The 18660-nt window shown below is 46.4% G+C and carries 18 protein-coding genes; 10 read left to right on the plus strand and 8 right to left on the minus strand.

The genetic code is table 11. The features are described 5' to 3' along the window. Positions 1–44 precede the first annotated feature (44 nt). Both AC5I6P_RS16805 and AC5I6P_RS16810 read left to right on the plus strand, forming a co-directional pair. Positions 45–173 carry a hypothetical protein gene (locus AC5I6P_RS16805; protein ID WP_495694925.1) on the plus strand — a complete coding sequence of 43 codons (129 nt, stop codon included), beginning with the start codon at positions 45–47 and terminating at the stop codon, positions 171–173. A gap of 134 nt (positions 174–307) precedes the next feature. Continuing rightward, positions 308–541, plus strand: coding sequence for a hypothetical protein (locus tag AC5I6P_RS16810; RefSeq protein WP_495694926.1), 234 nt, complete (start codon positions 308–310; stop codon positions 539–541). A gap of 327 nt (positions 542–868) precedes the next feature. Here AC5I6P_RS16810 and nuoB read toward each other — a convergent pair whose 3' ends face one another. From nuoB to hflX, 3 genes are all read right to left on the minus strand, one after another. Next, complete coding sequence (gene nuoB, locus AC5I6P_RS16815; protein ID WP_495694942.1) at positions 869–1585, minus strand: NADH-quinone oxidoreductase subunit NuoB; 717 nt, start codon at positions 1583–1585, stop codon at positions 869–871. 77 nt (positions 1586–1662) lie between these two features. Beyond that, on the minus strand, positions 1663–2847 hold the full coding sequence (locus tag AC5I6P_RS16820; RefSeq protein WP_495694927.1) for an NAD(P)H-quinone oxidoreductase subunit H: 1185 nt from the start codon (positions 2845–2847) through the stop codon (positions 1663–1665). 167 nt (positions 2848–3014) lie between these two features. After that, positions 3015–4706: a GTPase HflX gene (gene hflX / locus AC5I6P_RS16825; RefSeq protein ID WP_495694928.1), complete on the minus strand. Its 1692-nt coding sequence runs from the start codon at positions 4704–4706 to the stop codon at positions 3015–3017. 637 nt (positions 4707–5343) lie between these two features. Between hflX and AC5I6P_RS16830 the strand changes: the two genes are divergently transcribed. The 3 genes from AC5I6P_RS16830 (at position 5344) to AC5I6P_RS16840 (ending at position 8638) form a co-directional block, all read left to right on the plus strand. Then, positions 5344–6864, plus strand: coding sequence for a mannitol dehydrogenase family protein (locus tag AC5I6P_RS16830; protein WP_495694929.1), 1521 nt, complete (start codon positions 5344–5346; stop codon positions 6862–6864). Next, entirely contained in the window at positions 6842–7582 is a 741-nt protein-coding gene (locus AC5I6P_RS16835; RefSeq protein ID WP_495694930.1) for an HAD family hydrolase, read from the plus strand. Before AC5I6P_RS16830 ends, AC5I6P_RS16835 begins: the two co-directional genes overlap by 23 nt. A gap of 81 nt (positions 7583–7663) precedes the next feature. Then, positions 7664–8638: an ROK family protein gene (locus AC5I6P_RS16840; protein WP_495694931.1), complete on the plus strand. Its 975-nt coding sequence runs from the start codon at positions 7664–7666 to the stop codon at positions 8636–8638. Here the strand turns inward: AC5I6P_RS16840 and AC5I6P_RS16845 are convergent. Then, positions 8609–10123: a mannitol dehydrogenase family protein gene (locus AC5I6P_RS16845; protein ID WP_495694932.1), complete on the minus strand. Its 1515-nt coding sequence runs from the start codon at positions 10121–10123 to the stop codon at positions 8609–8611. The two genes, AC5I6P_RS16840 and AC5I6P_RS16845, sit on opposite strands and share 30 nt — an antisense overlap. A 341-nt stretch (positions 10124–10464) precedes the next feature. On the opposite strand from AC5I6P_RS16845, the gene AC5I6P_RS16850 reads away from it, so the two are divergent. The 3 genes from AC5I6P_RS16850 to AC5I6P_RS16860 all read left to right on the plus strand — a co-directional run bounded on the left by AC5I6P_RS16850 (position 10465) and on the right by AC5I6P_RS16860 (position 13162). Continuing rightward, the gene (locus tag AC5I6P_RS16850) at positions 10465–12081 is read left to right on the plus strand and encodes a glycosyltransferase family 2 protein (protein WP_495694933.1); all 1617 of its coding nucleotides are present in this window, start codon (positions 10465–10467) and stop codon (positions 12079–12081) included. Positions 12082–12366: 285 nt separating this feature from the next. Continuing rightward, the gene (locus AC5I6P_RS16855; protein ID WP_495694934.1) at positions 12367–12576 is read left to right on the plus strand and encodes a high light inducible protein; all 210 of its coding nucleotides are present in this window, start codon (positions 12367–12369) and stop codon (positions 12574–12576) included. A gap of 115 nt (positions 12577–12691) precedes the next feature. Further along, complete coding sequence (locus AC5I6P_RS16860) at positions 12692–13162, plus strand: DUF4383 domain-containing protein (RefSeq protein ID WP_495694935.1); 471 nt, start codon at positions 12692–12694, stop codon at positions 13160–13162. Between the two features lie 100 nt (positions 13163–13262). Here AC5I6P_RS16860 and AC5I6P_RS16865 read toward each other — a convergent pair whose 3' ends face one another. From AC5I6P_RS16865 to AC5I6P_RS16880, 4 genes are all read right to left on the minus strand, one after another. After that, positions 13263–14390 carry an FAD-dependent oxidoreductase gene (locus AC5I6P_RS16865; protein WP_495694936.1) on the minus strand — a complete coding sequence of 376 codons (1128 nt, stop codon included), beginning with the start codon at positions 14388–14390 and terminating at the stop codon, positions 13263–13265. Between the two features lie 24 nt (positions 14391–14414). Further along, positions 14415–15464, minus strand: a complete 1050-nt coding sequence (locus AC5I6P_RS16870; RefSeq protein WP_495694937.1) for a tetraprenyl-beta-curcumene synthase family protein — start codon at positions 15462–15464, stop codon at positions 14415–14417. A 212-nt stretch (positions 15465–15676) separates the two neighbouring features. Beyond that, the gene (locus AC5I6P_RS16875; protein WP_495694938.1) at positions 15677–16027 is read right to left on the minus strand and encodes a VOC family protein; all 351 of its coding nucleotides are present in this window, start codon (positions 16025–16027) and stop codon (positions 15677–15679) included. 82 nt (positions 16028–16109) lie between these two features. Then, on the minus strand, positions 16110–16985 hold the full coding sequence (locus AC5I6P_RS16880) for a helix-turn-helix domain-containing protein (protein WP_495694939.1): 876 nt from the start codon (positions 16983–16985) through the stop codon (positions 16110–16112). 340 nt (positions 16986–17325) lie between these two features. On the opposite strand from AC5I6P_RS16880, the gene AC5I6P_RS16885 reads away from it, so the two are divergent. Continuing rightward, entirely contained in the window at positions 17326–17598 is a 273-nt protein-coding gene (locus AC5I6P_RS16885) for a hypothetical protein (protein ID WP_495694940.1), read from the plus strand. A gap of 51 nt (positions 17599–17649) precedes the next feature. Beyond that, positions 17650–18420: an alpha/beta hydrolase gene (locus AC5I6P_RS16890; protein WP_495694941.1), complete on the plus strand. Its 771-nt coding sequence runs from the start codon at positions 17650–17652 to the stop codon at positions 18418–18420. The last annotated feature ends 240 nt before the right edge of the window (positions 18421–18660 follow it).

The following is an 18660-nucleotide window of genomic DNA, read 5'->3' on the forward strand; positions in this document are numbered from 1 at the left end:
GCGAGGGCAGTTCATAACTCAGTCCTACATCATCATTTCTTAGTATGCAACACCAAAATCGTCGGTTAAGCAAAGACTATGAACTCTTACCAGAAGTCAGCGAGGCAATGATTCAGGGTGCAATGATTCGATTGATGTTGCAACGTCTTGGCGAACAGGAGAAAACAGCTTAATCATTAATTTAGAAATGCACTCTTAGCGAACTGAAAGCGATTCATTTTTTCCTGAATGGTTTGACCATCTGCCCGAACTGAGTGAAGTCGAGCAAGAGCGCATCAAGCAACTGAAGCGAAAGTGTGTCTATCAGATGGAACACGGAAAACTGATAGAAGAAACCGTAAAAATGTTGGTCTTGTCTCCATTACTTGACCTAGTAGGATTCTATACTCCACCCTTTCGCTTCAGAACGGGAACGCCTGCTAAATTTGAGCTAGATGACGGCAAAGAGATTCTAAAGGGATGCATTGATGCCTTAGTTTTTCAAGATCAGTTTTGGGCAGTTTTTGTCGAAGCAAAACGAACTTCTGTTAGTGAAAATTAGCCGTTCCGCAAACGTTGGCATATGTGGTGGCAAACCCCTATTTTGAACATTCTATATTCGGGATGATCATGAATGGAATTAGTTTCATCTTCCTCAAATCATTTCAACGTGAATACGACTTATCGAGAGCCTTCTCTTACCTCGTCGAAATAAACTCGTAGATGCTCTGAGAATTTTGAAGCGTATTGGTGCTGCGATTGCTCACTGAGTCTAATGAAAGTTTTTGCCCTTCGGCTGAATTCACGTCAGAATTTGAAGCAAGGCTTGAAAGAGTTCGCAATCGCCCATCATCGTCAAGCTTCATTCATCCTCAAAAGTAAAGTGGAATTATGCGCCTGAACCTTCGCTGGTGGGTTGGGGTTCCATTTGTTTTAGCAGTTCTGGTAAGGGAATTCCTTTTTCCTCTGCTAGAGCTTCAGGAGGCTTGTGGTAGAACTGCGATCGAATATATTCCCCCGTATTCGCAGGCGGTAGAATATTCATCTTATGCGGTGTCGTGTAATAGCGATGCGTTTGCCGCGTGATGCCTCGTTCTTGCAGCGATTCGTTCGAGATTTTCTTTCGTAGCTTAATGATCGCGTCTAGAATCGCCTCTGGTCGGGGCGGGCAACCAGGAATGTAAACATCGATCGGCAGAATTTTATCTGCTCCCCGAATTGCGGTCGGAGAATCTGCACTAAACATCCCGCCGCTAATCATGCAGGCTCCCATCGCGATCACATACTTCGGCTCTGGCATCTGTTGGTAAAGCCGTAACGTTGGGGCTGACATTTTCATGTTCAATGTCCCTGCCAAAATCAGCAAGTCAGCTTGTCGCGGGGAAGCACGCGGAATCAGACCAAAGCGATCGAAGTCAAACCGCGATCCAATCAATGCCGCAAACTCAATAAAGCAGCACGCAGTTCCATACAATAGGGGCCATAAGCTCGACAGCCGCGCCCAGTTGTAAAGATCATCAATCGTGGTCAAGATTACATTCTCTGAAAGTTGATTTGTAATGGTCGGCGGATGTGCGCTCGGATTGATCAGCGAGTACCCGTTCATTGAAGGATCAGGCTGATTGGAAGATTGTGTCATAGTGTTTTTCGGAAAGTATTGAGAGCAATTTTTTTGGGACAATACTAGCGATCGACCGATCCCATAATGATGTCAATGCTGCCTAGAACGACCATGAGGTCTGCAAGTTTGATCCCATTCAGTAAATGAGGGTAGATCTGCAAATTACAGAAGTCAGCGGCGCGAATTTTCCAACGCCACGGAAACACATGATCGTCACCGACAATAAAAATGCCTAACTCACCTTTGCCGCTTTCAACCCGAACATAGTGTTCTCCCTTAGGAATTTTGAAGGTCGGCGCAACTTTGCGACCAATAAATTGATAGTCAAATTCATTCCATTCTGACTTAGGACCTCCTGCCAGTCGCTTCGCTTCTAAATTCTCGAAAGGTCCACCTGGTAGTCCCTTCAGAGCTTGCTGAATAATCTTGACCGATTCGCGCATTTCTCGGACTCGAACAAAATAACGCGCTAAAACATCGCCTCCGGTTTCGTAAATAATGTCCCAATCAAAATCGTCGTAGCACTCGTAGTGATCCACTTTACGTAAATCCCATTTCACGCCCGAAGCCCGCAACATTGGACCCGACAAGCCCCAGTTAATTGCATCTTCACGACTAACGTTTCCCAGTCCTGCCAGTCGTCGCAGGAAGATCGGATTGTTTGACAAGAGCCGTTCATACTCATCGACTTTGGGTAGAAAATATTCACAAAAATCAGCGCATTTATCGACCCAACCGTAAGGTAAATCGACTGCAACACCGCCCACTCGAAAATAGTTATTGTTGACCATCCGATAGCCCGACACCGCTTCCCAGAGGTCATAGATTAGCTCGCGTTCCCGAAAGATGTAGAAAAAGGGCGTTTGTGCACCTATATCTGCCGCAAAAGGTCCTAGCCACAGTAAATGGTTTGCAATGCGATTCAGTTCCAGCATAATGACGCGGATGTAGCTCGCCCGTTTGGGAACTGGAATCTTTCCCAATCTTTCAACCGCATTGACCGTTACGGCTTCATTGAACATTCCTTCTGCATAATCCCAACGACTGACATAAGGAATGTACATTTGAACTGTGCGATTTTCGGCAATCTTCTCCATGCCACGATGCAGATAGCCAATCACAGGTTCGCAGTCGATCACATTCTCGCCGTCCAGAGTGACAACTAGCCGCGCAACACCATGGGTGGAAGGATGGTGCGGACCCATGTTGATCACCATCGGATTAGTCTTTGTCTCAATGATGGGCATCAGTAAATCCCTTTTTAGTGAACGACGGGTACAATTGGCGCTCCACTCGATGCTGCTATTTGCGATAAGTTAACGATTACAGAATGTTGCAGCTTCTATCTAATGGAAGGTGTGATCAATGGAAAGTTTAACCGCGGGTGCATTGTCTAATACAGGCTGTTTTCTGCTCAAGCGTTTGATGCAAGTTTGGGAACTGCAAATGTATCTGCTAGCTCTACCAACCGTTGCTGGAGTAGATCTAAACCGATTTGTTCGATCGCAGAAATAAACACGGCATCCGGGTACATTTGCTGTACTTGGGTCAATGTCTCGCGATCGACGAGATCAATCTTGTTAAACACGAGCAGCGCATCGGGCGGAATCGCAGGTAGTTCAGACAGAACAGTTTCCACCGATTCTAAGTGTTGCGCCCAGGCAGGATGAGATAAATCCAAAATATGTAAGAGTCCATCAGCTTCGGTGACTTCTTCTAGGGTGGCGCGAAACGCATCCATCAAGGCAGGAGGCAGATGGTGAATAAAACCAACCGTATCAGTAAGAAGCAAATTTCTTAGCTCATGCGTGTTCGGGTTGCTGATGGTTAGCCGTCGAGTGGTTGGGTCAAGCGTGGCAAAGAGTTGATCGGCAGTGTAGACTTCCGCGCGGGTCAACACATTCAACAAGGTCGATTTGCCTGCATTGGTGTAGCCAACCAGCGCGATCGTGGGAAGTTGTTGACGATCTCGTTGATCCCGTAAGCGGGCGCGATGTGCCTGAAGCTGATTCACTTCTTGCTGCAATTGAGCAATTCGACGCTGAATCGTGCGGCGTTCGGTTTCAAGCTTTGTTTCCCCCGGTCCACGTGTCCCAATTCCTGCACCCAACCGCGACATTGCCTGTCCTCTTCCCCGTAGTCGAGGGAGCAGATATTCTAGCTGAGCTAATTCCACCTGAAGTTTTCCTGCTTGCGATCGCGCTCGTTGAGCAAAAATATCTAAAATGACTTCAGTTCGATCGACCACCCGCACCCCAATTTGCTCTTCTAAATTACGAGCTTGGGTTGCAGAAATATCTTGATTGAAAACAATTAAATTTGCTCCGGCTCGCTGAGCTTCCAAAGTAATTTCTTCGATTTTTCCCTGACCTACAACAGTCTGAGGATGGGGCTGAGATCGCTTTTGCTGCACAAGTCCAACCACTTCACCTGCTGCACTTTCCACCAGTCGCACCAATTCATCAATGCCGTCTTGAAACTGCTGATCTGACAGTTCATCAGTCTGCAATCCAACTAGCAACGCGCGATCGTGATCCGACTGTACAGTCTGAGATTCTGACAGATCAAATCCTGAAGCTTGTACATCGCTTTCCCATTCATGAATGAGATCGTCTGCATCTTGCTCAATCAGTGCTTCAAGCGGAACTGATTCGACCTGCCACGGTTGCTCCATATCCGGAACAATATGCGCCAAATAAGACTGCTGAATAGAGTGAGTAGAGCCTTTCTTAGTGTCCCCTACCCTTAATACCACGAGTGCATCTAATCGCTGCCGAATCATTGCGATGAATTCACTGGCATCCAGCGGTTGAAACTGAGCCACTAAACAACGAATTCCGCTGAGGCGATCGCGACTGCGGCGAGGTAAATCAGACTCGGAAAGTTGGGTTTGCATCGGTTTGCCGACTCCAACCCGAATCACCTGTCCGCGACGATTCACGTAGCAACACAGGGGATGATGGACTGCCTGACTGAGCGCGGCGATGTGTTCAGCAAATTCGGGGGTGATGAAGCGATCGCTGGGGAGCCGTTCTTGATATAGCTGCTCAAGTTGTTTAATTTGACTCGATTTTAAGCCCTGAAGATCACCATAAACAGTTGCCATTATTTCACTAGCCTCTGACTCTGGAATGAATCGATGTAATCACGTACCAAAGCTGATGTTCAATTTCTATTTGTTGTTCAATCTTTAATGTTGAATCTCTAAGCTGTTGAGTCTCTACATCGTCGAATTCCTTTCAAAGTAGCGGCAAGTCTTCTGCGTCATCTCTATCCTGAGTAACAGCTTGTTCGTAGGGCTTAAACCCTTGGCTAGGGAATCGTTGCAAACAACTATTTTGGAAGATTCTACTAATGATGGATAGCAAGAATTTCGCTCACAAATAATATGAGAAGACGAACTGAGCTATCAGAATGTAACTTCTGAAAGCGAGCGAACAAAGCGACTGATCTCCTCTCTGGGTGAGAAACTGCAATTGGGAGCATCCCAGTTATGTATCAAATCTTCTCAAATCTCTCTTGGGAAGAAGGGTTCAGGAGGAGGGCGACTCAGCCATTTTGCACAGGTAGGACACACTCCTGCAATTGGGCAGAACCTAGGTTTGCTGAAGTGAGTATCTACTGCGATCGCGTTTCTCCATTTAAGCATCAGTCAGTGTTCCAAAAGATTTAACCCGCACATCTACAACCCAGCACATCTACAACACTTCCATATTTATAGGAATGTTATGAACACAAAGGTCATGAGCAGTGACGTCTCGTCAGCTACTGAGGCTGTATTCACTCAAGCAAAACCCCAAAGCGTTCCCCTCCCGACTGTCACTGAGTTGTGGAACCAACAGTCTCCCTACAATCGCAGAACGCTGAGCACCGGGATTGTCCACTTCGGACCTGGCCGTTTTTTTAGAGGACACCTCGCCCGCATCATTCATCGATATCTTGCACAAAAAAGATTCCAAGACCAGCGATGGGGGATCTGCGGCGTTAGTCTCAAGAGCCGACGCACCATTGCAACATTACAACCACAAAACTATCTCTATACCTTAATCGAACGCTATTGCAGTACTGAAAATCATGAGTCAGCAGAAGTGATCGGTTCGATTAATCAAATCGTTAATGGTGCAGAGGAATACGACTATGTGCTTGAGTTGATGGCGTCTCCTTCTGTGCATCTTGTGACCCTAACTGTGACTCAAGCCGGCTATTGTTTAGACTCGCGGTTTAATCTCGATACTGCCCACGACGCGATCGCCCATGACCTAAACAATCCTGCGGCTCCAACCACTGCCATTGGTTTTATCGTAGAAGCACTGCGGCGACGACGCGATCGCGGAATTGCACCATTCACCACATTGTCTTGTGACAACTTGCCCAGAAATGGCGAAATTCTACAGCGAGCAGTGTTAACCTATGCTGGCCTAATTGATCCTAAGCTTGCTGCCTACCTCAGAGTTAACGCGACATTTCCAAACACCGTAGTCGATAGAATTGTGCCTCAAGCCCATGACTCCGACGATGGCTATCCTCGTCAATTGTTGCAGGTTCTCGATCGCACTCCGATCATTACAGAACCCTTTTGGCAGTTTGTTGTAGAAGACAAGTTTAAAGGAGATAGACCTGCCTGGGAAGAAACCGGAGTAATCATGACTGATGACATTACTCCCTATCTCTATATGAAGTCGAGATTCTTGAATGCAATGCACTCTTTCATCGCTTGTTTAGCGGTCAGGGTTGGGATTGAGTATGTCCATGAGGCGGTCAGGCTACCTGAATTTCACTGGTTTAGTCAGCTCCTCATGGATGACATTGCTGTTGCCACACCTGTGCCCTATCAGATGTGTGAACCCTATCGGGATCAGGTATTAATTAGATTTAGTAACGAGGCGCTTCCCGATACGATCGAAAGAATTTCAGCGGAAACCGCCAGAAAAATAGGCAAATATATTGTTCCGATTGTTCAGGATGCCCATGCTCAGAACGTCAACCTGAGGCGCTTGATGCTTCCGATCGCAGCATGGATACTTACAGTCAGAGAGGGTGCTGAGTCGGGCAGACCCTATCAGGCGAACGATAAACCGAGTGTTATGTCAGCCATTCAAGCAGGAGCAGCACTCAGTCAGATCATTGGCTTAGAGCCATGTGAATGCACAGAGATCCTCGATCAAGAATGCGATCGCACGTTGCAGGAGATTCAGAATGATGGACTATTGGCTACACTAAAACGTTACTGTGAGGAGCATTATGAAACCATCTCAGCCGCCTAAAGTTGTCCTGTTTGACCACGATGGCACGGTGGTCGATAGTGAGACGATCGCCCTCAAAAGCGCCTGGAGACTGACTGCTGAGGTTGCTGCTGAGTTTCCTGGAGCGCGGTTCTACGATTTGCCTGAATTTATCAAAAACTTTGCTGGTAAACCTTATCAGGAGATATTGGCGCAAATCTATCTAGACTCGCCAACGGCGCTGAGTGAGACAGATATTGCGCGGCTCGTTACCGAAGAGGAAAACAGAGCGATCGCGCATTTGAGCCTAGAGGCTAGAGCGACCGAAGGAACGCCCGGAGTGCTATCTAATTTGCGCGATCGCGGAGTTGGGTTTGCCCTGGTGAGCAACAGTAGTCTACGGCGGCTGAGTGCTTGTCTTGCGGCATCTGCCTTGACCTCCTATTTTCCCAGCAATCAAACGTTTAGCGCTCACGACTCTCTCCCGGTTCGGCGACCAAAACCACTGCCAGACATCTATTTGCACGCTGCAAAGTGTTTGGATGCTGATGTTTCGAGCTGCGTAGCGGTTGAAGATTCTGTCAGTGGGGTCAAGTCTGCGGTTGCGGCTGGAATTCCGCAGATCATCGGTTATATCGGCGGAACGCATATCAACGAAAGTGAACGAAGCAGCCGTGCATCTGCGCTGCGATCGGCCGGTGCCCAACACATCATTGAGCAAATGCCTGAGTTGATCGGGCTATTGTCAGAAGCCGCATAAGCGATCGGAGACAAACCAAGAACTCGTCGTCAACAGTTCATAAATGCTCCTGCCTAATGAAAACAAGCTTAGAAACCAAAAATGCCTGAATCTAACGTGCTCCCCTTGCTCTTAGCGCTTGATTTTGGAGGTACAAAGCACGCTGCTGCGGTGTTAAGGGCGGGCGAGAAACAGTGGTTTGCTCACCGACGCGCCTTTTCACCCCCCAACGCGAATGCTACTACTGATCTGGAAATCATGCGATCGCTGATTCACGATCTGCTACAAGGCTCACAACCCGCCGCGATCGGCGTTAGTTTTGGAGGGCCCGTGGATGCCTCTACTGGAAATGTGCGGCTCTCGCATCATGTCCCTGGTTGGGAGAACATTCCCTTAGCCTCTCTGCTGTCCAAAGAATTTGGTGTAGCGGTCAGTGTGGACAACGACGCTAACGTGGCAGCATTGGGGGAGCATCGTTTTGGCGCTGGGCAAGGATGTGACAGCTTGATGTACATCACTGTCAGTACGGGCGTTGGCGGGGGTTGGATTCTCGACGGGCGCCCTTGGCGGGGTGCAGACGGCATGGCGGGGGAAATTGGTCATACGGTTGTTCATCCAAAAGGCCCACTTTGTTTATGCGGTAAGCAAGGATGTTTAGAGCGACTAGCATCGGGGCCCTATATGGCTCAACAGGTTCGAGAGACGATGCAGCGCTTCCCTAGCCGGGGACAAGGGGTACGTCATTTCGTTGGAGATGATCTAGAAGCTATCACGGGTGAGATTGTTAGTCGGGCAGCGACTCAAGGAGATGAACTAGCCCGTGAAGTGCTAGAAACGGCGGGCTGGGCATTGGGAGTGGGCATTGGGAATGCCGCAAACTTGATGAATCCCCAGCAGTTTGTGCTGGGGGGTGGTGTGACCAAAGCAGGCGTAAACTTTTGGGAAGTTGTGCGCCGCGTTGCTAGAGAGACGGCCTTGCCAGAGGTGAACTTTGAAATTGTGCCAGCAGCCCTAGGAGATGAAGCGCCCTTGTGGGGCGCAGTGGCACTAGCGAATGATTTGATGTCTTTCAGCTAACTCAACCAACGTGGCTCTAGCGCCAATCTTATAGAGTTTGCTCAAGGCGTCGGTCACGGCTTCAACAAGCCGAGGCGACTGAGGTAAATCTTCTCCAAAAATCTCAGACACGGTAAGCAAGGGTCTCGGATCTAATCCGCCGATGCGAGCTTGTTGCTTTAGCAGATCTGCTAAGGGGTCATCGATCGCGATCGCATTTCCTTGATCATCTTGACCGTTGAGGTAGCGACACCAAGCGGCAATCACCAAGCTCAGGTAATTAATCTCCCCGCCTCGCTGTAGCTGATCTCGAAGCGATCCGAGAATAAATTTTGGCAGTTTGGCTGAACCATTCAGACAAAGGCGCGGAAGCTGATCCTGAATTTTGGGATTGGCAAATCGTTCAATGAGCGTTTTTTTGTAGTCGCTCAGATCAATTCCCGGTACCGGCTGTAGCACAGATGTCACCTCTTCCATCAAAGCACTCACCGCTTGCCGGAATACGGGATCAGCCATGACTTCATCAACGTAACGGTAGCCTGCCAGTACTCCCAAATAGCCAATCAGGACGTGGCTTGCGTTCAACAACCGAATTTTCATCAGTTCATAAGCATGAACATCGCTGGTCATTTGCACGCCAACCGTCTCCCAATCGGGTCTACCAGCACAGAAGGAGTCTTCGATCACCCACTGAATAAAGGGTTCTGCGACAACCGGAAAAGCATCGTCAATTCCAAACTTTTCCGCAACCATCATTTTGTCTAATTCGGTGGTCGCTGGCGTAATCCGATCGACCATACTGTTTGGAAATGCCACGTTTTCCGTAATCCAACGTGCCAAATGCGGATCGTGCAGTTCTGCAAACGCGGTCAGCATATTTCGTGCGATCGCGCCGTTGCCCTGCAAGTTATCACACGACAGCACCGTAAATGGAGGTAATCCCTGGTTGCGCCGCCGCTCAAGAGCAGCACTCAAAAAACCAAATGTGCCGATCGGCGCTTCGGGATGTTGCAAATCGTGCTGAATCGTCGGATGGTTCACATCGAATTCGCCACTTCCTTCAATGTAGTAGTACCCAGCTTCGGTAATCGTGAGCGTAACAATGCGGCATTCTGGTGCTGCCAGTGCTTCGATCACAGCTTGACGGTTATCTGGTGCAAATAAGTAGCGATTAATCGAGGCGATAATTTGCGCTGAGTCACCCGCAGGTGCCCGCTCTACTAGGGTATATAAACAGTCCTGGGCTTGGAACGCATCACGTAGTCGCTTGTCTTGTTCGAGCAGTCCAACGCCACAGATCCCCCAGTGTCGATCGAGAGTCTGATGAAAATAGTTGTCCAGGTAGAGTGCTTGGTGCGCTCGATGAAATGCACCGACTCCGATATGAACAATGCCATTGATTAATTGAGTGCGATCGTACTTCGGAATACGCACATTTTGCGGTAAACGAGACAAAGAAGCTTCATTCAGATGAATGGTCGAACGGGTGTTGATTTTACTGTTCATGGAGTTGGCAAAAGTTGCGAGAGGCTAAATTGCAATCGGGCTCGGGCTATTTTAATCTGATTTTTCTCGTGCTTTGGTGAATAAATCAGCCGGGCAAGCTTCGTCTAGTTAATCCCTCTCCAAGGAACTGATTCAAAGTAGTAAATCCACCGATGGGTTGATTCTATGCTAATTCCTTTTTCGTTACGTTAATGAGAGTAAATTAGGCTAGAAAAGTATCTTTGTTCTAGCCAAAATCGAACCAAAAACGCAATTCTTAGCAAAGCGTTTCAATCTTAAACATTTAAACAAATTGAGCAAGAATCACTGCTTTTTTTCTAAAGCAGCAAATTTACAAAGGAATGGGTGAGTACTCCATGAACATAGTCGGTAGAATAAAGCTTCCAAAGTCAGTTGAGAGTTCTGCTCTATACATCCAATGCAACGAAGCTGTCTCGATCAACTACCAGGAAGAGAATGAGGGAATTGTTCTGCGTCGGGGAGGTCTAATCTCTTCTAGCTCTTACTTCAATTCATTCTACGAAAGATATTACGCTAAATATACAACGCTTCACTCTATTTATTATCTGCTGAAACTGGAAGGTGACTTCAAGGTTTTTGTTTACAGAGAAGTTAATCAAAGCAGCGATCGAGAAAAGATCTTTGAAGGAAATTTCGAGAACTGCCAACTCCCAAACCCAGTGAAACTTCCGCCCATCGAGCTTCTTCAGGGGGTAAGTGCTGGTAGACTCTACATCGAAATTGTCTGCTTAAGCGAACAGGGAATTTTTCAAGAGGGATGGATTGCAACGGATGAAACAAAAGCCAGAGAAATATCTCTAGGAATTGTTATCTGTACATTCAAGAAAGAGGATTATGTTAAAGATACGTTAGCTACGCTTTTCCAGGATAAATATCTGCAAGACAAAGACTTCAAAGTGTTCCTTGTCGATAATGGTAGAACGCTAGAAAAGGCTAGTTTTAACGATTCAAGACTTAAACTGATTCCTAATAAAAATGCAGGTGGAAGTGGCGGTTTTACCAGAGGGTTAGTTGAAGCTTTAGAGGAAGACAGCTACTCTCATTTCCTGGTTATGGATGATGATATCGAGTTAGAAAGCGAGAGTATTTATAGACTATTCTCTCTACATGAGTACGCAAAGAGCGACTTTATTGTTGCAGGTGGCTTACTCAACTTGAATAAAAAACACGTTTTGTATGAAGCAGGAGCAACGTTCAACGACGATCCTACAGTTAGGGGTAGATTTGGCTCCTTAACTGCTCTTAATTACAACATGGATCTGCGCAGTACAGACTCGCTCAACCAATTATTGATCGAAGAAGATGCAGATTATGGAGGATTTTGGTTTTGCTCCTTCTCCAAAGAAATCATTGAGAAAATCAAATTACCGCTGCCGCTTTTTATCAAATTAGATGACGTGGAGTTCTGCCTCAGAGCTAAAAAAGTGTTAGGGGTTCCGATCGTAACGTTTCCCTCGATCGCAGTGTGGCATATCCCTTCCTCTGCAAAAAGTTTGAATTGGGAAACCTATTACTATTTCCGCAACGATTTAATTACTTTTGCCATTCATGGATCACCGAGTTATGCCGACACCGTCAGCAACCTCACCAAAGAGATCATGGCTTCCTTATTAGCATCCGACTACGATCGCGCTCAAATGTTGATCAAAGCGTTCGAGGACTATACAAAGGGTCCAGACTTTATCAAACACTCTGAGCCAGATGTGCTACATCTCAGCATCTTAAAGCTGAGCCGAACCTATGAGAACCAAAATCAGGTGGATAAGTTAGCGAGTATTCAGCTTTTAGATCAATGGTCTAGCGTTGCTGCTAAAGGCAAAATTGACTGGTCATCCGTCAGTAAAGATTGGAAGAGCGCTGCAAAAGAGATGATCACTACTACCTTCTGGCGGCAGTATCTGGAACCAAAAGAGCCTGCCTATGCTACCCGTCAATGATAAGAATGTAGACCTATAATTGGCTCAATTCTTTGAAGTATCTAGCCGAGTATTTCTAGACAGCGCTCTGGGGGGATTTATGGCTTTGTGTGAGTGTTTATTGCATTCAGAAGTAAAGAAGAATACTTTTCTTTATAGGAGCAATTCTCCTTGTGTTGATCTAACACTTAAACGCTCTCAAAGCCAATCTTTAGATATAGATGGAATCCAATTCTAATGGCAGACAAACACTGCGATCTTACTCGATAGCATAATGGTGCAACAGAGCAACTGGGAGCTATTTATATGAAGACTTCAAAAAACATCAATACTGATCAAGTTCCTGCTGTCGCTCCAGCCTACAATGGTGCCGATCGCAACGCCTGGATCTTTGGCTGGAACCCCCAGCAAGAGTTATGGAACGGTCGGCTGGCAATGATTGGTTTTGTTGCCTATCTCCTTTGGGACTTGGGCGGTTATAGTGTGCTTCGGGATGTGCTTCAACTGATCCGCTAAGGATTCTGAATTAACCAGTTATTACTGTCTGGTAGCCTACTAAAACTTGTAGTCTACTAAAACAAAACCATTTGTTTAATCTACAACCAAATTCTTTAACAACCAAAACATAGTTATGCAAACATCAACCTTTGCAAATTCGTCAATTCGTTACGCTGCTTTGAGCATCGGTCTCTTGTTTTTGCTACTGGGTCTAGCCGGATTTGTACCTGCTTTTGTCGTTCCTCCAGAAAACTTCATTCCTGCAAAAGGCTTTGGCTATCTATTCGGTGTGTTTCCGACCAACTATTTCCATAATGCCATTGGGATTTTAGTTGGTGTTTGGGGAATTGCTGCCTACACGAGCTTAAGTGGCTCAATTGTGTTTAATCGCATCTTTGCAATCGTCTATGCAGCAGGTGCTGTTTTAGGATTACTACCGTTTACCAATACTCTATTTGGCATTACGCCACTGTTTGGTAACAATGTCTGGCTTAATGCCATTGTTGCTGCGATCGCATTCTACTATGGATTTGTGAAGTCAGCAGAAATCGAAATGACAAGTTCATCCAGTGTTCAACCTTCAACCTCTCAGCCTTCAACCTAGTGTGTATTGCTTGTTTTACTTGCACATTCTAAAGATTGAATTTAATGGTCAAAGTAGTCCCGAAAGGACTACTTTTTTTATGATGGCTTCTGTATTCGCTTTAGTATTTAAGAGAAGCTAAAACTTCGTGATAAGGGACGACCCCCGCAACTGCATGGCTTACCTGCTGAGCAACGCGAGGATTGTGTTTCATCAGCCAAATCAGCCCGTAATTGATGAAGGAAAACTTTCTAAACGCTTTGATGCGCAGACCTGCCCGCAGATCTGCCTCAAAGTGGGATTCGTAAAGATACTGCCAGTTATCCGCTGCCGCATGGGGAGTGTGACTCATGTTAATGGCTTGTGCAACATAAGAGCCGCTGAGAACTGCGTTGGCAATGCCCTCACCCGTTAGTGGATCGGTTAGGTTTGCCGCATCTCCAATCCTCAGAATTTTGCCCTCAGCAACTTTGTTACCTTTCTTGGCAGTCGCTAGAGGAAATACCTTCGGTGGCTGTTGGTACACCACTTTATCAAACAGCTGTTGTGCAGATTCGTTGCTGTGGATAAACTGCTTAAACAGTTGAATAATGTTGGTGTTAATTTTCTGATATTCATCCAACCAAACGCCGACCCCAACATTCAATTTGATCAAGTCGTGCTGCGTAGAAACTGGAAAAATCCAACCGTAGCCGTTCGCCCCCAAGCTGCGATCGAAGTGAATTTGAGCTTCAGCCAACGCGGTTTCAGAAACATCTTGCCGCTTCAGCGTCCAGTAAGTGCGAATGGCGATCGCAGTTACCTCACCGGCATAAACACCCCGCGCATCAATAATGGTATCAAACGCATCATATAACCCCTGACTCTGCCAATCGTGCTTGTTCACCATCTGCATCAGAGGATGACATCCTGCATCAATTGCTTTCGCATAGAGAAGGTGATCAAACACAAATCTGGGAATGCAGTAAGCTTCAAGTTTTGTGGTTTCACTGTGAGAAATTTGATTGGAGACTCCTAGAAAAAAATGGTGAATGGGCGCATACTCAGAAGCCTTCTTTTTAATGTCCTGAGGGTAAATTCCCATGGTCGATACTGCTTGGATGGATTCAATACTAATGCCATCACCGCAAATCTTGTCTTTGGGAAAACACTGCTTGTCAATCAGGGTCACTTGATGCCCGCTTTTTGCTAAGTGATATCCTGCTGAACATCCGGCTGGTCCTGCACCAACAATCGCAATTTTAGACATAGTTCAACCTCATATAGTTCAACTTTAATGAGACATGAGTAAACGACTCCGAAAGAAGAAGGATGCTGGACTACCGCCCAATTGAATCAATTGTTTTGCAATATTCTGAACCTCCTGTTGTCTTCTGACCTTTTTGTTTGAAAGATAAACTCCTAACAATGCCTGGTTGATTAGTTGGTGAAACTGAGTATGCGGTAACTGAGAAACGCTTTTTGTTGCATTTTGAATAAAATGCTTGAATCGTTCGGTCATTTCATCGTTATTTTTATAGTAGGAGCAAAAGTTCAAATCTCCATGAATGCGATCTTCTTCCTGGTCAATTAGGTAATCTAGTAAAATGTGTAATCCTTGAACCCAAGGAAAGTAACTATTCTTGACCTGACTTGCAAGTTCATCAGGCAAATCCTGATGAAATGCGTAAGCCACCAAACAAAAAATTCCTAGAGTTGATCCGGCACAAGCAGAAAATTCATACCAGCGGAGTTCAGGAATGCGTTTCTGATGCGAAGAAAACCACATCTTTAATTGTGGAACCCGCTCTTCTACCTTGATATGCTTATGGACTTGTAAATCGCAGTAATAGTTTGCTAGTTCATGCAGAGCGGGAGCAATTTTTGGGTAATTCCGCATCTTACCTAAGATGTCCTGGCACGTTCTAACGAGGTTTTGTAAGTAGCCACCATCGGCTTGATCGTCTCGAACTCGGTAATAATTAGTGCCTTTTGCATCTGGCGTGAGTGCATCGATGAGGGATTCGTGCAAGGCACGAAAATCTTCGGGATCAAGCGAGGTGCTGCGATCGCACAAATTATCTAAGTAGTCACTAATTGTTTGATAAGCGACGATAAATCTGATCGCTTCTCGCCCATGGTTTTTGGCAAGCAATCCATAAATCGAGCCACCTTCACAGTGGAATTGTTTGTCTGCAAGGCTCGTTAAAGCTTGTTTACGCAATTCTAAATTTGGAATCTGCTGTGCCTGAATTTTCCAGTGATTCAAATCGCTCCGAGCGGCTGGAAGCACTTTAAAGCAGGTTTCTGACATCAACGCCCAAGGAGAAACCGGAATATTCATGGTGAGGTTAATTTCTGCAATTACCCAAAAACACTAATCACTAATAGTGATCGCTATTGATTTAGCAAAGCTGGTGTCGTTCAACGTCTTCACCAAGGAAGAATTTAATTTTCCTGGGTTAACTTATGACGGCGATCGACCCCGTTCATCCGCCGCCAATAACCTCTGCATCAGAACGGATGACTCTCGGCGGTCGGTGTGCAACGGGCTTATTAGGCGGTGCGGTTGGGTAGTTGGTGCAATCCGAAACAGACACCTTGAGGGTCACGACAAGCACAAAACCGCCCAAAGTCAGGTTCATCAGATCCTGGCTCGTCAGTTTCGCTGCCCAATTCCTTCACTTGTGCAACAGCCGCCATCAAATCAGGAACGCTGAAGAAGATTAAAAACTGTGGCTCTGGATCGTTCCCATGTAAACCAGCTTTCACCGATGGAGTCTGGAACCAACCTTCACTATCATTACCCATTGGATGAAAACTCCATCCGAAAAGTTGCTCGAAAAAGGCACGGGAAGTCTCGGCATCTTTTGTACCGATCTCAAGGTAAGACACTTCGCTAGGCATCTTAATATCTCCTAACTTTGATTAACAAACAGCTATCGTATCTCCCATTAAAGAGTGATGTCTTGAATAAAATTGACCTCGCTTATCCTTGAATGATTTCACCCGGAGTACCGAGGAGGTCAAGAAAATGGGCTTTCTTGTAGATGGTTGGAGAGCATCCGGAAAAGAAATGAAACTCTCGTGTAAAGTGGCTTTGGTCGCTATAACCACAGTTTGCCGCGATCGTGCTAAGCGAATTATCTGAAAGGGTTAATTGTCGATGAGCACGAGTGAACCGAATCCGCCGCGCCGCCGCTTTCGGCGTAATCCCAATTTGTTCTCGAAAACGAGCCGCAAAATAGCGATCGCTCCAGCCCAGCATTTTGGCTAATTGTTGAATCGGGATGCACCCGCCATATTGTTCGAGTTGGTTCCAAGCCCATTGAATCTCTGACCGAATGGTTTGGTTCGACTCTGCAAATCTCTCTGAAAAAAACTGATCCACTAAAGCAAAGCGTTTCTGCCAAGACGACATCTGACTCAGTTGTTCGACCAGTAAATTTACTTGACTTCTCCAAATGTCCTCTAGAGCAACAACACCCTGCGTAAACTCAGCAGATGCTCCACGAAAAAGCTTGTTCGCAACCCAAGGAAGTAGTTCTATTTCGATGCAGCGTTGAAAGCCATCGTGTTTGACAAGTAAGGGAGCTTCACCTAATCCAACGACAAAGGCTTGATAGTTAACAGGGGATGTTTTTAAATCAACAGGATTAATCTGCAAGCGATCGCCAAATCCCAAAATCACGGTAACTCGATCTCTAGGAACCTCAAGTCGGCAAACTGATCGCCCTACATCTTCACTGTAACCACTATAGGAGCAAGCCCAACTTTTGAGATTATCAGATGGCATTCCCGCCACGTACTCCCACACAGTCCTGTCTAAGTTGATGCCATGTTTCTGCTCCGAGCTACCGGTCATTTTACTCTTCCTCGACTGCAACTTTCGGTACTAAGGCAAAGACCGTGATTTAGAGCCGCCTAACTTGGAAATAGCTGCTCTAGCTTATTCTGCAAAGCAAATAAGGATAAAGATTATCGCAAAAATAAGAGTGTTGAGCAATAAAGCTGAACAATAAATTTGAGCAATGACAAATTTGTGTCCTTGGCAATATTTATTCTTTAACTGATTTATCCCTTAACTGTTTTCATATCTTTTTATTCGACTAATTCGTTAAAACGTCTTGCTTTAGGTAGGTTGAGTAGTTCTGCAGAAATCCTACTGTTAAGTACACTCAAATTTTGAGGGAAGTCGCCATATTATGACTGATGCCTACTCTGACTACCGCAATCAAGGGCAGCAAGACGACTACTTTGATACCGATCTTTCAACGGCGCATCGTCAAGCGGGGATTGGCGATCGACAAAAGATTGAAACAGAATCACTAGAGGATCGATCGCTGGAGTCTTCAGAACCCAGTCTTCCTGACGCGCCACACCTTCCGAGTTCTCAGCCGCTAACGCCTGTACAATCCGCTCCCACCTCCTCTGAAGACACGCCAAAGCCCAAGTCATCAACTGCTCAAGTGGATTGATAGGCGGTGAACTGTTCACAAGCAACGCGACGCCGATTTCTTCATCTTGGAATGGCAAGCCTTTCCACGACGATCGCGACGGCATGCTCGGTCGATTCGTTTGGACGCTGGCAAACTGATCGAAGATTCAACGGTATTAACATGATGAGCAAAATAAAGCCTTCAGAAGGACAATTGTTGTCCCGTCCAACCCAACCCACGGAAACCACGCCTATCGGACTCCACCCCTTGAAACTAGACGGTCAACGGGATGGACTCCGCTATGTGCCCAAGAGTTATCAGCGCGATCGTCCCGCGCCGCTCGTGTTAACGCTACACGGTGCTGGAGGGGATGCGGAAGGCGGGTTAAATCTACTACGACCCTTGGCGGACGACTTTGGCATGATTCTGCTTGCCGTCGATTCGCGTGGCAAGACTTGGGATATTATTCTTGGGCAATATGGTCCTGACATTGCTTTTATTGACCAAGCACTGGCACAAACATTTCGCTGTTGCGCGATCGATCCTGCTCGCCTTGCGATCGGAGGTTTTTCTGACGGAGCTTCCTATGCTCTCTCGGTTGGCATCACAAACGGGGACTTGTTTACTCACGTGATTGCCTTCTCGCCCGGATTTATTGCTCCCGCCGGGCAGAAAGGACAACCTCGCCTATTCATCTCCCACGGCACTTACGATTCGGTACTTCAGATTGATCGCTGTAGTCGGAAAATTGTGCCTCAGTTGCAACGAGCTAGATATGATGTGCAGTATCGAGAATTTAATGGACCTCATACGGTTCCGGCTGCGATCGCTGAGGAAGCTACAAAGTGGTTCACTGGCTGAGATACATACGATTAGCTGTTAGTAGGACAAAATTCATTCAGCCGCTTAGATTATTTTGGACAATAGCATGGGCGAAACTAGCTGCGATCGCCAAAATCCACGGTTTTGCTTTAAAGCAAAACCGTGAATTTTGGCTTGTACAAGAATGACAGTATCAGTGCATTGACACTAAAGAAGCCAGCATAAACAGGACTTACGCAGTGACGCTAGGAGTAGGGTCTGGTCAAGTTGAGTCATTAT

This window comes from Myxacorys sp. (genome assembly GCF_059501405.1).